This window comes from Ruminococcus champanellensis 18P13 = JCM 17042 (genome assembly GCF_000210095.1).
Classification (GTDB): Bacteria; Bacillota; Clostridia; order Oscillospirales; family Ruminococcaceae; genus Ruminococcus_F; species Ruminococcus_F champanellensis.
In genome coordinates this window covers 2,142,113-2,155,485 of sequence record NC_021039.1, presented here as the reverse complement: position 1 = coordinate 2,155,485, position 13,373 = coordinate 2,142,113, and the positions used below count along the sequence as shown (strand labels likewise).

The following is a 13,373-nucleotide window of genomic DNA, read 5'->3' as shown; positions in this document are numbered from 1 at the left end:
TGCAGCGGTTTTTCAAAAAGGAGAAACTACATATGACGAATATTACAATATGCGGTGCCAACGGGAAAATGGGGCACACTATTTACCAGTGTGTGCAGGAACGAGCCGATTGCAGGATCATCAGCGGTATTGACCTGAACACCACCGCCTATGCAGACTTTCCCATCGTTTCCAAGCCGGAGGAACTGCCGGAAAAGCCGGATGTGATCGTGGACTATTCACACCCTTCCACTCTGGAAGGATTGCTGGCATACTGCCTGTCCACCGGCACCGCCGCTGTATTTGCTACCACCGGTTATACGGACGAACAGATCGCTTCCATCAAGGAAGCGGCAAAGCAGATCCCGGTTTTCTTCTCCTGGAATATGTCTTTGGGCATCAACCTGCTGGTGAGCCTGGCGAAGAAGGCAACTGCTTTGCTGGGGGATCAGTTTGATGTGGAGATCATCGAAAAGCATCACAACCAGAAGATTGATGCACCCAGTGGTACGGCGCTGATGATTGCAAATGCCATCAACGAAACCATGGCAGTACCCCATCAGTATGTCTATGACCGCCACTCCAGACGCTGCAAGCGGGATAAAAACGAGATCGGCATTCACGCCATCCGGGGCGGTACCATTGTAGGCGAGCATGAGGTGCTGTTTGCCGGGCACGACGAAACCATTACCATTTCCCACTCTGCCGCATCCAAGGGCGTGTTTGCTGTGGGATCCATCAACGCCGCTGTATTTTTGCAGGGCAAAAAAGCGGGCTTGTATGATATGAATGATTTGATCAACGAACGAGGCTAAAGCAAAGCATCCGCTGTAGCATCATATGCAGCGGATGTTTTTTATGCGATATCCAAAGCATCATCTCAGAAAGCGCAAAAACAGTTGACAAAAGAGGAATTCTGTAGTATAATAAATGCATTGCCGCTGTGGTGGAATTGGTAGACACAAGGGACTTAAAATCCCTCGGGGTAAAACCCGTACCGGTTCAAGTCCGGTTAGCGGCACCAATGAAAGAATGTCGATTTTACGGCATTCTTTTCTTATTTTCTGACTAATTTGGTAGAAAAGTTTCTTGTGAATGAGCGTTTTTCTACCGGATTTCTACCAAATTTTCTACCAAAATCGCTGCTTTTTTCAATTTCACTTTCATTTTTGGTCTTAGCACAAAAGATTTTTATCCCCCGTGTCAAGTTGACTTGATTGACTTTTTTTACTTTTTTTTATAATGCCGCCGTGGTAGAATGGGTAGACGATCGGCACACTATTATCGCAGGTTCTCAGGTTGAGGACTTGCGACTTTTTTTGCCCTCAGAACCTTTATCATGGATAGCCTGCTCCGTATCTGCACTGTCTCCACCCAACACTTTGGCGATAGTCTCCGCAGACTCCACTTTGGAATGAAAGTCGAGGTGACTATAAAAATTGGCTGTAACATTAAATGTTGAATGTCCGAGCCACTCCTGGATCGCCTTCATGGATACTCCGTTTGCAAGCAGCAGACTGGCACATGAATGACGAAGATCATGGAATCGAATATGTTTGAGCTTATTTTTCTGAATGATGTACTTGAAGTGAGAAGTCACAAAGTTTGGCGTGATCAGCTTACCGAAGTTGTCACGGCACACAAAGCCGTCATATTCCCTGTCAAAGTCTTTACCGAGGAGCTTCGAGTAGTATTCTTCAAGAGTTTTGCGTTCGATCAGCATCTGTTCAATATGAGGAATCAAGGGAAAGGTTCTTACACTGGACTCAGTTTTAAGCTGATTTTCGACAAAGATCATTTCTTTGCCGCTGCCATAAGTGCTGGAGACCTTACGGCGAACCGTGAGTTTCTTTTCTTCAAAGTTGACGGAATCCCACTTCAAACCGATAATCTCGCTCTTGCGAAGTCCGTAGTAGGCTGCAATATGTACCACAAGTTCAAGTCTGTCGCCCTTGAATACTTCAAAGAGCTGTTCCAACTCGTCCTTGTTGTAGAAATTGGCTTCAAACTTCTGGATCTTCGGCAGTTCAACTTTATCTGCAACGTTTATATCGAGCATATCCATTTTTACAGCATATTTTAGTGCTTTGTGGATATTGGCGTGGTAATGCTTTACCGAATTGCCCGAAAGACCGCTGTTGTACTTATCGTTATAGAACTGCTGAAGCTGTAAAGCTGTCAGGTTGCCGAGAAGAAGATGCGGATAACGCTCGTCAAAATAGTTTTTGATCCTGGTGATATAGCGAGTGTAGCTCTGATGAGAGGTTCGGGCGAGTGTCGGTTTGATCGTTTCAAGCCAGTAATCAAGAAATGCCGTGAACTCAAAACCTGTCTTGCATTCAGCATCATCACTGAGGATCTCCTCGCTGAGTTCTGTCTTTTCCTTTTCCTTTGGAGCTTCCTTGACTTTTGTTAATCTGCCTGTGAGAAACTCCTCATAGAACTTTGCTACAATGACGTTCACCTTTGCTGTCAGTGCTTTATAAGAGCAGTCAGCAGGCAAATCGGTCGTGACCCATTTTCTCTTACGCTTGCCACTGTCGTCCTTGAAATCAAAGACAACATAGTTTTTGCCTTTCTTATCGGCAATAATGTACTTAAAAGGCAGACTTGCTTTCATTATATTACCCTCCTTATGTCGAAAGCGGCGGTCTGCGCGATTGACCTCATAACTCTATTGTAGCGCGAAACAAGGCCATTTGCAAGCGTTTTCCTACCACTTCTACTAAATTTGACACAAGGGACATTTCTACCAGTTATTTTTGTGCGCATTGCAGAACGAAATCTATAACCGTAACTTTTGCGACCTTGATCGTTCTACCACAAGGAATTTTTTTGAGCTGTCCTTCCTTGACAAGCTGATAAACCTTTTTCTTTCCATAGCCGAGAATTTCACATAAGTCCTTCACTTCCAGTATCTCAGGATATTCGCTATACATATTCTTATATACAACTTCAAGCGGTATTGAATCCATAGGACATAACCTCCTTCCTGTCAGAAAAAGAAACTGAAAAAGCGTAGATGTTCCATATTCTATTGTCAAGATACAAAGTGCATCGTTGTCAGTTATTTTTATGCCTGATATTTGATGTACTGTTGGCAGCTTCCCACTCAGATCAAGAGGAAGCTCCCGACAGCATATCAGCTGCCAAACAAAGCTAAGGGGACTGTGCGGCAAATGGAAAAACCGTACCGTCCCTTATCACAGAGGATAGTTATGTCAGCAAGTGATCCGTACCCTTATCAAACGTCAGTGGTATGAACCCCTCTATATATCAACCGAGGATTTTGCAAAATCGGGAAAGTTTTTCCCATATTTCTTTCTCCAAAAAGAAAAAATCAGCGTTCTGCACATATTTATTCATTCATTTTCGTGCAAGATAATATACTCTTTGAGCTTCTGCTTTGCGATCTTGATTCGATAACGCACCACATCAATGGACAAGCCGTATTTCTCAACGAGATACCACATCGTCACCTTGTCCTCTCTCAGAAAGTAATCCCGTATCAGCTCATACCCTTCAGGAAAATCCGATTTCAAAAGTTCTAAGGCATCAGGCAGATAGTCATGCCTGTTCCGTTGCCTGATCTGCTCCTGCTCTTCTTCCTCGCTTATTGGGATACTTGCAGGATCGGGATTTGCAGCAAGAACAGCGTCAAAATCGGCATAGATCATTCCGTTTTCTGCATCTCGCTCCTCAAGGTATCGTTCTTTTCGCAAGAGCTTGTTATACTCTTTCTCAATATTACGGGGAACATCATCGCCAAAGTGGACATACATAAATCTTCCCATTACACACTGTCACCCTTAGCAGAGGTCAGGTGTGTAAGAGGTTTGGCATGGATTGCCTTCAACTGTTCATTGCAGGCTGTCAGCGTATAACGGTTATTGAACGCACAGCCGTCAAGATACGCCATGATGATGTTCTTATCTGCTTTTCTGAAATCCTGATAACATGGCAACGCATACATCAGGAGCGAAAACAAATAACGCTGCCTGCAAGGGTGAAGTCTAAGTGCGATACAGACCGCACAGAGGCAGTCATACTGCATCTTTCTTTTCCCCGAAAGATACCGTGAGAGTGTAGAGGGAGCAATCCCTGTCAACCTTGCCAGCGTTTTCTGGCTTATATGGATCTCGTCTAAATACCGACATAATGCTAAGCAGAAGCTGTCCTTATGCTGCTCAACAAGATCATCAGTTCCGTAAACGTAAATTTCGTAGCTTTGCGGCTCCTCCTGTTCGCTAAATAATAGAATCTGAGGAGTATGTAAATCATTTATCATACTGGTTCCGTCCTTTCTGTCGGACGGAAATCAGCAAATGAACATAGTAAGCCTGTCATTCGGAATATACCCGTCCGACAATCAAACATTACTCGTCCATTCGATTGTTTGATGTTCAGTTTCCATACAGTGATCGAGTAGCCCCTGCGCAGTAAGGTTCACCGTTGGAGAAACGCACCAATGCGTTTTATATTATTATTATGAACTATTACAGCATAAAAAGCAACTTCTTGGCGTTCCCGTTCGGGAGCACCCGATTTTTATAAAAGCCCCATTTTCCTGCACTTTTTGATAATGCACTACCAATCCAACATTTTCACCTAACTCATTCAAACCTCTGTCCCACTATTGAAAACTAACCCTTCGTTCAAAGCCATAGTGCGGCAACTTTTCACCAAAATTTCATCTTCCTATCACATTAGGCATAAGAAAAAGGACGGCCTGATCTGCTCAGACCGCCCTTTATACCGAGAGTTTACAGCATAACACACTCAACTTCTGTATCAGCACAAACAAATCCGCAAGGCAATCAATGCAGACCGTGATCTATTATCATCGTCCAGTACACAGCTATCACCCCCTAAAGACCGTAATGGATTACCGATCAAGTCTTGTATGGAACTGTTCAATGACATCACAAAAGTATCGAGTTATATGCTTGTCTGCTTCCATTATATGAAACCAGTTGTACAAAATTTGGCTTTCTGGAAACAAACTTTCATTTTTTATTATATCATTTAAGATAGATAGAATTTGTAATTCTGAAAAGAAAAGAGCCATTGCTTTATCGCAACAGCTCTGATAATTGATGATTTATAGTTTGTATTCTTTCACATATTCTCTCACGTCAATACCGCTTTCGATATATCTCAGCAGTATCTCCGCACAGGCATGACTATCACTGTCTGCCTGATGATGATCGAGAGCAATACCGTAGTGATCGCACATCACGTTTAGGTTATGCTTCATATCAGGCAGAACACGCCTGCCGATCCGGACCATACAAAGGTATTTTGCCGTCGGTTTCCAAGAGATACCGTAATCACGCAGACAGGCACGAAGAACGCTCATATTGAACACAGCATTATGTGCAACGAGGATACCCTTGCTCATGATAGGATCAATCTTCTTCCATAGCTCTGCAAAATTCGGAGCGCCCTTGACCTTATCCGCATCTATTCCGGTGAGCTTAGTGTTGAAGTAGTCGAAGTGTGTTTCGGGATCAACAAGAGAAAAGTAGTTCGCCACGATCTTATTATCCTTGATTGCAGAAATGCCTATCGCACTCATACGGTCATTTGAACGATTGGGCGTTTCAACGTCAAAGACTATGTAGACTGCCATATCGTATCACTCCAAAGCAAAGCAGATTATAGGTTAATTATACCACAACGGAACGGAAAGGTCAATCGGCAGAAAGAAAACAACCGACATTGCTACCGACTGCCTTTCATTATGCTCCGATTCGCTCAAAGCTATTCAAAACCTGTTTATCCGAGAACAATGACAGCTTACCGTCAGATCATTAATTATGGGGTTGCACAAGAGTTGCTTGTGAGTTGCAGAAAGAGCCGTCACAAAGCTGTTACTCAGCAAATTCAGGATAAGCTCTGAGCATTTTACGGACTTCTTCCAAATACTCAGCTCGTTCTTTTGCAGGCGAAACAAGCTCCACACCGTCACCATACTGCATAAGCCACAGATAAAATTTGCGGTTGATACCTACCCGTACACGGATACGAACATAGTCAGCATCTTCATCGTGAAGGATCGAAGCGTAATCTTCAAAATTTTCCCTCATTTCATCGAGCAGATACTTCTTTACCCGCAGTGTGACTACGGTGAAGTATTCAGGAGCAAACATATCCGTTACGAACCCCTCATAATTGTCCTCTGGTGGCAGCCGAACATAAGACACTTCGCCACCGAGGATATTCTTCATTCGGTCAACTCTATATATACGCCATTTCCTGTCCTTCTCATTGAGGCATTTAAGATAGAATCGCTCATGGAAGTAGATCACGCTCACAGGGAGCATTTACCGTTTCTTATAGTAATAAGCTATCTGTTTCGTTGTTTCGTCATACTTGCCGTATTCAAAATCTATTTTCTGCCGTTCACCGATCAATCTATGAATCTTATCCAAGTTTTCCAAGAGATCGAGTGTCGAGGAACAACGTTCATTCAGAACGATACGGCTGATGAGCTGCCTGATCTCTGCATCGGAACACATACCCTCAAATTTCTTTATCAGTGTTTTCTTCTGAAATGCTGTCAGGAATTTGTTTATCGAGATCGAATCAACGATGAAACGTATTTCATTGAATGAGAAACCCTTGTCAATTAAAGCATAGTATGCTGTGTTATGTTCACGGTTATGCTTTACGATATGATTTCCCATAGCAGTCAGCCTGTCAAGGTCACGGCGAATCGTTACGTTCTTCACCCTGGTCAGATTGCAGACATTGGCGAGGTGTTCTTGTATTTGGCTGATCGATACATCGTGGTTCTCGTCTGTGTACCGTGACAGATAATCGTAGATGTATATAATTCTTTCATGATCCATTTTATTTTCCCTCCTGCAAAAGCTGAAAATCCCTGTTCTGGATTCCGTTTCAGAATAGGGATTTTTGTGTTTTACTTATCCCGTTCACGCATCGCCCTAAATGAAATTTTTTCTTCTGTCAGACAGCGATAAGGACACAACCTGCTCTTAACATTTTACCATAATTATGCACGAGAATCAATCGGGTTCGGAAAAAAGCGGCATAACGTTCGGAATGCTGTATCACCAGCAAATTCAATCGTAAACTTTTTGTGAACTCTTGCAGATTTCTTTCCCGATTTTTAAAATATGGCGGTAAATAAGTGAGGGGGTATTGCAGCCGAAGTCGCAAAGCTCCAATTCCTCCAACTGAGAGAGGAAACTTTACAGAGCCAAAGGCTCAAATTGAAGTCACGCACGAAGGGCGTGATTCAAACCTAGCAAGCTCGGTATCTCCGCATTACAATTTCTCAGAAATTGAATGTTTCGATACAATGCTTGCAAGAGGGACACCCCTTGAACCCCGAACGAAGGAGATGAGAAAAATAGCAGAGATCGAACCACATAATCGGTATATGCAGATACGCCTCACCGAAGCAGAATACGAAGCGATCGAGCGAAAGTTTCGCAACAGCGGTCTGAGGTCACGGAGCGAGTTTAAGCCGTTTCTGTACGTTAGTACCCGTACCCATTTTTGCCGTAGAACCGAGCAGAACACGAATCTCACCATTACGGACTTTATCAAAAAGATCGGATTTCTGCTGTTCAGTTTTCGCATCGTGAATGTATGCAATTTCCTCCGCAGGGATACCCCTTGCGATCAGCTTGTCACGAATATCGTCATAAACGCAAAAATCGCATTCTTCCTCCAATGATTCAACCTCAGCAATAAATTTCTTATCTTTAGCATCGTCGGCATCTTCGTCCTCGGCCTCTGCTTCTCCTGTTGCCTTGTGCGGAACGCCCAAATCACAGAAGATGATCTGCGTGAGCCTGTCCTCAGCCGTTTCAGCGTGGATACGGGCAACATTCTCTACACAGCGGTTGAGCTTTGTATCGGGGTTATCTTCAAATGACGGATCAATCAGACGAGGATCAAGACCAAGCTTCCTACCGTCCGACGTGATCTTGAGCATATTGTCGATCGTGGGATCAACATTGCCTGCATTGATAGCATCAGCTCTGTCGGCAAGCTCTTGAACAAGCTCCTGCTGGAACGGAGTGGCTTCGACTTGAACCACCTGATATTCACAGTCAGGCACATCAAGTTTCAGCGTATCCGCAGTACGAATGTCAGCGACCTGCTTAAACATACTCATCAGTTCGGGCAGACCTGTATAATTGGCGATACGGGTACGCTCCTTGAAGCCATTGCCCGCAGGCTTTAACTCCCAATCGGTTTTCTGGTCTCCAAAGACTGCTACCCAGTTGTCAAAGTGCTGTAATCCGTGATTGTTCAGGAAGTCATACTCCAAATACCGCATCATGGTGTGAAGCTCTGTAATGCTGTTACTGAGAGGCGTTCCAGTAGCAAAAACCACGCCTTTGCCGCCAGTCTTTTCATCGAGATAACGGCATTTGAGGAACAAATCAAGTGCTTTTTGCGAAGCAGAATTGGAAATTCCGGCTACATTCTGCAATTTTGTGGCAACAAATAGGTTCTTAAACTCATGGGCTTCATCGACGAACAAGCGATCTATACCAAGTTGTTCAAAGGTCAGCGTATCGTCCTGATTAGCCTTTTCGAGCTTATCAAGCTGCTTTTGCAGACTTTTACGGGTACGCTCCATAGCCTTGATCTGAAACTTAGAGCCTTCGCTCTTTTTCAGTTCCTCGATACCACGGAGAATATCGTCAATCTGACTCTGGATCGTCATGACCTGTCTCTCCTTTGAAACAGGGATTTTACCGAGCTGAGAGTGACCTATGATAACCGCATCATAGTTTCCAGTTGCGATTTTTGCAAAGAGCTGCTGACGATTTGCTTTCTGAAAGTCCTTTTTGGTAGCAACAAGAATATTTGCTCCCGGATAGAGCTTCTGAAAATCGTCACCGATCTGCTCCGTCAGATGATTCGGCACGGCAAACAGGCTCTTAGTACACAAACCTAATCGCTTGCTTTCCATCGCCGTTGCGATCATTTCAAAGGTTTTGCCCGCACCCACGCAGTGTGCAAACAGCGTATTACCGCCAAACATCGCATGAGCGATTGCGTTCTTTTGATGGTCGTGGAGCTTAATATCCGAAGTCATCATCGGGAAGGAAAGAGCCGAGCCATCGAACTCACGGGGACGGATACTGTTGAAAAGTTCGTTATACTTCTCTACGATAGCTTCACGGCGTTGCGGATCTTTGAATATCCACGCCTTGAAAGCTTTGCGAATATCATCGGCTTTACGCTGTACGACACGGGTAGCATCTATATCCACCACACGCTTTTCCTTTGTATCGCCCAAGCCGTCCGGCACTTCGATCGTCTTGTAGACCTTCGGCTCTTGCAGATTCAGCAAATGCTCAAAGATGTCATAAGCGTTCATCTTGTGTGTGCCGTACTTCTGAGTCGCAAGCACCGACCTGTCGGAAGATTTGTTGCTTACATGGAAAGAGTTAGCGTGAACGGAATACTCAACACCGACGATAGCAGACTTGTTCCAACGGGAAGACGGACTGTCACTCCGCTGATATGCCGGAGTCTGCAACAGCTCATACATGAACTGCTCATAGTATTTCGGATCAAGCCAAGCAGCACCGAGCTTAATGTCAATATCTCCGGCTTTCAGCGGTTCAGGCATAGCCTGTTTCAGCGCCGATACATTGATATTGAAATCGGGATCATACTCAGCGATTTCCTCAGCTTCACGGAGTTTCTTGCGAATATCGCCCGAAAGGTACTCCGAAGCCGTCTGATACTCGTTCTCCGTATGTGGAATCTTGAAGATCTCGCTCGTCAGGTCGTGCTTCAACTCGTCCTCGGTCATACCTGTCAGTCCACTCATGTACTCAAAGTCAACCCGTGCTTTCTCCGCAATGGAGAGCGTGAGTGCTTCAAGTGCTGTATCAACGTGTTCCACAGCATTCGTCGGCACGATAGTCCGCTTTGTGAAAATATCGGACTTTTCAAGGAGCTTAGTCTTATCATAGCTCTTTTCCAGTCCTGCCACAAGATTGTAGGACACATCTTCCGCAAAATAACGCTTGTTGGTCTGAGAGTGGATAAGCCCGAACTTCTTGTAGAAATCATCGTATGCCACATTCAGCTTTGCCTGCAAATCCTTAATAACGCTGTCAGGCTTGTCAAGTTCCATTGCTTCGATCAGCTCACGGGTGAGATCACGAAGCTCAATAAATGCCTTGAAACGCTTGTGCTGTGCAGTACCCTTGTCAAAACGGAACTCACAGGCAGCATTATTTTTCTTGAAGAAGACCTGATTGTCAGAAAGGAAAAAGCTGTAATTACGCAGTTTCGATGGAATCTGCACCTGCACACCGTCAGCCGTTTTCGCATACACATCTCTGCCACGCTCATGACTGATCTCCGCAGACAGCTTTCCGACCGCTTCATGGAGCGCCGATCTCAGGTCAAAACCGTCCTCAGCGACAACCATAGTACCGCTGCCGTAGAGCTTATTACCCTCGACCACTGTACCAAGCACCATATCAGAGTGCTGTTCAAAGTATTTGTTGATCGGCAGACCGTCAGCCGTTTCACCGATATGAACCCAATCGGGAATATCGGACATTTCGGCAAGTGACTTGCCTTCATGCTTTTTCAGGAAGATAATATCCGTTGTGACCTCTGTTCCGGCGTTATCCTTAAATGCACCGTTCTTTCCACCCGGCAGTCTGATCGCACCGATGAAATCAGACTTGTCAGCCAACATCTGGCGGACACTCTCATCACGCTTGTCAAGTGTGCCTGCCGAGGTCACGAATGCCATGATTCCGCCGCCTTTGAGCTTAGAGAGAGCTTCTGCAAAGAAGAAATCGTGCAGTTTCGTGGTATCGTGGACAGTATCTGTGAAGCACTTATAAGTACACCCACTCTTAAATCAGGCAATAGACCATATTCGATGAATATAAAATAACGCAACATGAGGCTATGTCTCCGAAACTATTAATGGAGGCATAGCTATTTTTTCTCTTGAAATAATCTCTCCGATGTGGTATAATGATAACTGATACATAAAGCATGACCAATTGTGAGGTGATTGCTATGAATATTGCTATCGTTGATGATGAACCTGTATTCTTAAAACAACTTCATAACAGATTAAGAGAAATGAAACTCCCCGACTGCGAAATACACGAATTTACAAGCGGGAGAGACTTATTGAGTTTCTATGTCAAGGGAATGTATGAAGTCATCATACTCGATGTTGAAATGCCCGATCTGACCGGATTGCAGACCGCTGAAAGAATCAGACAGATAGATGGTTCAGTTATTATTTCTTTCCTGACGAATTATGCCGAATTTGCCGTTAAGGGCTACGATGTGGGAGCGTTTCGCTATATATTGAAAAATCAGCCAGACTATGTATATACCAAACAGCTAAATTCTATCATTGCTGAGTGCCAGCAGCGATTTAGAACTTTCACTTTCAATAATAAAAATCTGTCATTCAAGTTCAGGCTGACAGATATTCTTTACTTTGAGGGACATAGAAGAAAGGTATCACTATTCACAGTTAATGGTGAATTGGAGTACGGCGGCGATTTTTCAACTGTGTGTGGCGAGTTGTTAAAGTACAATTTCGCTATTATAAACCGTGGAATACTTGTAAATCTTGACCATATACAGAATATTACCAAGTACGATATTATTCTAAGCAACGGCAGAAAAATCCCCATAGGCAAAACATATAAAGATGAGATAGTTGCTCGCTATCTTAACTATGCAACAGGGAGATGATCGAGTTGCCCGTATTGATTGAAAATATCATTGAGATTGTCAATGTAGCAATTGAAATGATGTTGGTATTCTTATACTTTTCCTTGTTGAGTAAGGCAAAAGTTAATAAAGCAGTTCTTTATCTGTCGTATCTTCTTTCTACTGTAATACTGTCAGCGACAGTTTTGTTGACAGATAATATTTTAGTGTATCTGATTACAACCATTATTCTTATTAGCTCCATGTCCTTTATTTGTTATGATGATTCAATCCGTCATAAAATATTTTGGAACATATTGTTTTTACTGATTATATCTATATCTGAACCTATTGTGATTGGATTACTTTGCATTGCTAATATGGGAACACCAGATGAATTCTTAGAGTCTGGTTTAGGACGTTATCTCGGAATGGTAGGCACAAATATAATTTATTTATGGCTTATAGGATTGATGCACCGCATAATAAACAAAAAAATTCGTGAACTGCCGATAAAATATTGGATATTGATAATAGTTATTCCAATCATAAGTATTTTTCTTTTACAAACAATGCTTGATGGATTTGTTGGCAGCAACACTTATAGTTATGTTTCTTTGGGCGTTTCTCTTGCAGGAATTATCTTTATAAACCTTGCTATGTTTAATTTCTTTGAAAGTTTTGAAGATAAGATAAAGTTAAAATACCTTGAAACAATAAAGCAACAGGAACAGGAAAACTATAAGCTGCTTACCCTGTCATACAAGCAAGTACGAGAGTTTAAACACGATATTGAAAATCAATTTTTAGTTCTGAATGATATGTTGGAAAACAATGATACTGATTCTGCTAAGGAATATCTTGTCAAGCTAAGCTCATTTGTAAGGCTTGCTAACAGACTCTGCTATACTGGTAATAATGCCGTCGATTCTATTGTGAACATCAAGGGTTCTCTTGCTCAGACATACGGTATAGAGTTTATTTGCAAGGTCAATATCATAACAAATATCAAGGCAGACGAATTGGAGTTGTGCCGTATCATCGGAAACGCTCTTGACAATGCAATAGAAGGTTGCCAGAGAGCTGGTGTATCACATAAGCATATTTGGATAAGCCTAATGGAAGAACGAGAGAAGCTATTTATTGTCATTACAAATACATCAGATAAGGTAGATACATCTGTTTTAACATCAACAAAGAAAGAACAAGGGCTTCACGGCATAGGGATAAACAGTATCAAATCCTCCGTTGATAGATTGGGTGGGTTAGTAAGTTTCGATTATGATGACGGAATTTTTAAGCTGAACATTATGGTTCGTAATTGTTTACAAATTTAACTATTTGCATTTCGGGACAAGAAGACGACATTTGGGGACACTTTTGAGACCTTTTTTCTCAAAACCTATTGAAAAAATTTGCAACTTGTGTTATGATTTTTGCAGGAAGTGATTCAGAAATGATTTCAAAACTTGCAAAAAGCATAGCACACTTTTTTGTGGTTCAGAACATAACGGAAGAATCCAAAGAGGTGATCTACGCATATGGAATGGAGCTGCTGATCTCTGATGTGCTGAATACCATTATCGTCCTGCTGATTGCTCTGTTTTCCCATACGCTGCCTGCGGTTGTTGTATTCATAGCCGTATTTATGGGGTTGAGACAGTTTGTAGGTGGGTTTCACGCTAACAGTCATC

The 13,373-nt window shown here is 43.0% G+C and carries 12 protein-coding genes, 1 tRNA gene and 1 pseudogene; 5 read left to right on the top strand and 9 right to left on the bottom strand.

What is annotated here, in order from left to right; translation table 11 throughout:
* Positions 1-32: 32 nt before the first annotated feature.
* The gene (gene dapB, locus RUM_RS09895; protein WP_015558972.1) at positions 33-794 is read left to right on the top strand and encodes a 4-hydroxy-tetrahydrodipicolinate reductase; all 762 of its coding nucleotides are present in this window, start codon (positions 33-35) and stop codon (positions 792-794) included.
* Between the two features lie 122 nt (positions 795-916).
* Positions 917-1,003, top strand: a tRNA-Leu gene (locus RUM_RS09890).
* Positions 1,004-1,273: 270 nt separating this feature from the next.
* Here the strand turns inward: RUM_RS09890 and RUM_RS09885 are convergent.
* The 9 genes and pseudogenes from RUM_RS09885 to RUM_RS09850 form a co-directional block, all read right to left on the bottom strand.
* Positions 1,274-2,599, bottom strand: coding sequence for a tyrosine-type recombinase/integrase (locus RUM_RS09885; RefSeq protein WP_015558971.1), 1,326 nt, complete (start codon positions 2,597-2,599; stop codon positions 1,274-1,276).
* Between the two features lie 136 nt (positions 2,600-2,735).
* Positions 2,736-2,954, bottom strand: a complete 219-nt coding sequence (locus tag RUM_RS09880; protein ID WP_015558970.1) for a helix-turn-helix domain-containing protein — start codon at positions 2,952-2,954, stop codon at positions 2,736-2,738.
* A 387-nt stretch (positions 2,955-3,341) separates the two neighbouring features.
* Complete coding sequence (locus tag RUM_RS09875; RefSeq protein WP_015558969.1) at positions 3,342-3,773, bottom strand: hypothetical protein; 432 nt, start codon at positions 3,771-3,773, stop codon at positions 3,342-3,344.
* On the bottom strand, positions 3,773-4,267 hold the full coding sequence (locus tag RUM_RS09870; RefSeq protein ID WP_015558968.1) for a helix-turn-helix transcriptional regulator: 495 nt from the start codon (positions 4,265-4,267) through the stop codon (positions 3,773-3,775). The genes RUM_RS09875 and RUM_RS09870 overlap by 1 nt, the downstream gene beginning before the upstream one ends.
* An 813-nt stretch (positions 4,268-5,080) precedes the next feature.
* Complete coding sequence (locus RUM_RS09865) at positions 5,081-5,611, bottom strand: 3'-5' exonuclease (RefSeq protein ID WP_015558967.1); 531 nt, start codon at positions 5,609-5,611, stop codon at positions 5,081-5,083.
* A 241-nt stretch (positions 5,612-5,852) separates the two neighbouring features.
* Positions 5,853-6,209, bottom strand: coding sequence for a WYL domain-containing protein (locus RUM_RS09860; protein WP_460092980.1), 357 nt, complete (start codon positions 6,207-6,209; stop codon positions 5,853-5,855).
* Positions 6,210-6,305 (bottom strand): annotated as a pseudogene (locus tag RUM_RS13295) (WYL domain-containing protein); the annotation flags it as partial.
* The gene (locus RUM_RS09855; RefSeq protein ID WP_015558965.1) at positions 6,306-6,833 is read right to left on the bottom strand and encodes a hypothetical protein; all 528 of its coding nucleotides are present in this window, start codon (positions 6,831-6,833) and stop codon (positions 6,306-6,308) included.
* A gap of 623 nt (positions 6,834-7,456) precedes the next feature.
* On the bottom strand, positions 7,457-10,750 hold the full coding sequence (locus RUM_RS09850) for an SNF2-related protein (RefSeq protein WP_015558964.1): 3,294 nt from the start codon (positions 10,748-10,750) through the stop codon (positions 7,457-7,459).
* A 275-nt stretch (positions 10,751-11,025) separates the two neighbouring features.
* On the opposite strand from RUM_RS09850, the gene RUM_RS09845 reads away from it, so the two are divergent.
* The 3 genes from RUM_RS09845 to RUM_RS09835 all read left to right on the top strand — a co-directional run.
* Positions 11,026-11,721, top strand: coding sequence for a LytR/AlgR family response regulator transcription factor (locus tag RUM_RS09845; protein ID WP_015558963.1), 696 nt, complete (start codon positions 11,026-11,028; stop codon positions 11,719-11,721).
* Between the two features lie 5 nt (positions 11,722-11,726).
* Positions 11,727-13,016, top strand: coding sequence for a sensor histidine kinase (locus tag RUM_RS09840; RefSeq protein WP_157864625.1), 1,290 nt, complete (start codon positions 11,727-11,729; stop codon positions 13,014-13,016).
* A gap of 119 nt (positions 13,017-13,135) precedes the next feature.
* Positions 13,136-13,373, top strand: a 238-nt coding sequence (locus tag RUM_RS09835) for an accessory gene regulator B family protein (protein ID WP_041326403.1), incomplete at its 3' end; no start/stop codon positions are given.

What these genes read in the sequence shown, in the direction of transcription:
- RUM_RS09850 (WP_015558964.1), bottom strand. Translation starts at nt 10,750, where the DNA reads ATGGCATTCGTGACCTCGGCAGGCACACTTGACAAGCGTGATGAGAGT.
- RUM_RS09880 (WP_015558970.1), bottom strand. Translation starts at nt 2,954, where the DNA reads ATGGATTCAATACCGCTTGAAGTTGTATATAAGAATATGTATAGCGAA.
- RUM_RS09870 (WP_015558968.1), bottom strand. Translation starts at nt 4,267, where the DNA reads ATGATAAATGATTTACATACTCCTCAGATTCTATTATTTAGCGAACAG.
- RUM_RS09885 (WP_015558971.1), bottom strand. Translation starts at nt 2,599, where the DNA reads ATGAAAGCAAGTCTGCCTTTTAAGTACATTATTGCCGATAAGAAAGGC.
- RUM_RS09845 (WP_015558963.1), top strand. Translation starts at nt 11,026, where the DNA reads ATGAATATTGCTATCGTTGATGATGAACCTGTATTCTTAAAACAACTT.
- RUM_RS09855 (WP_015558965.1), bottom strand. Translation starts at nt 6,833, where the DNA reads ATGGATCATGAAAGAATTATATACATCTACGATTATCTGTCACGGTAC.
- RUM_RS09860 (WP_460092980.1), bottom strand. Translation starts at nt 6,209, where the DNA reads ATGAAGAATATCCTCGGTGGCGAAGTGTCTTATGTTCGGCTGCCACCA.
- dapB (WP_015558972.1), top strand. Translation starts at nt 33, where the DNA reads ATGACGAATATTACAATATGCGGTGCCAACGGGAAAATGGGGCACACT.
- RUM_RS09865 (WP_015558967.1), bottom strand. Translation starts at nt 5,611, where the DNA reads ATGGCAGTCTACATAGTCTTTGACGTTGAAACGCCCAATCGTTCAAAT.
- RUM_RS09875 (WP_015558969.1), bottom strand. Translation starts at nt 3,773, where the DNA reads ATGGGAAGATTTATGTATGTCCACTTTGGCGATGATGTTCCCCGTAAT.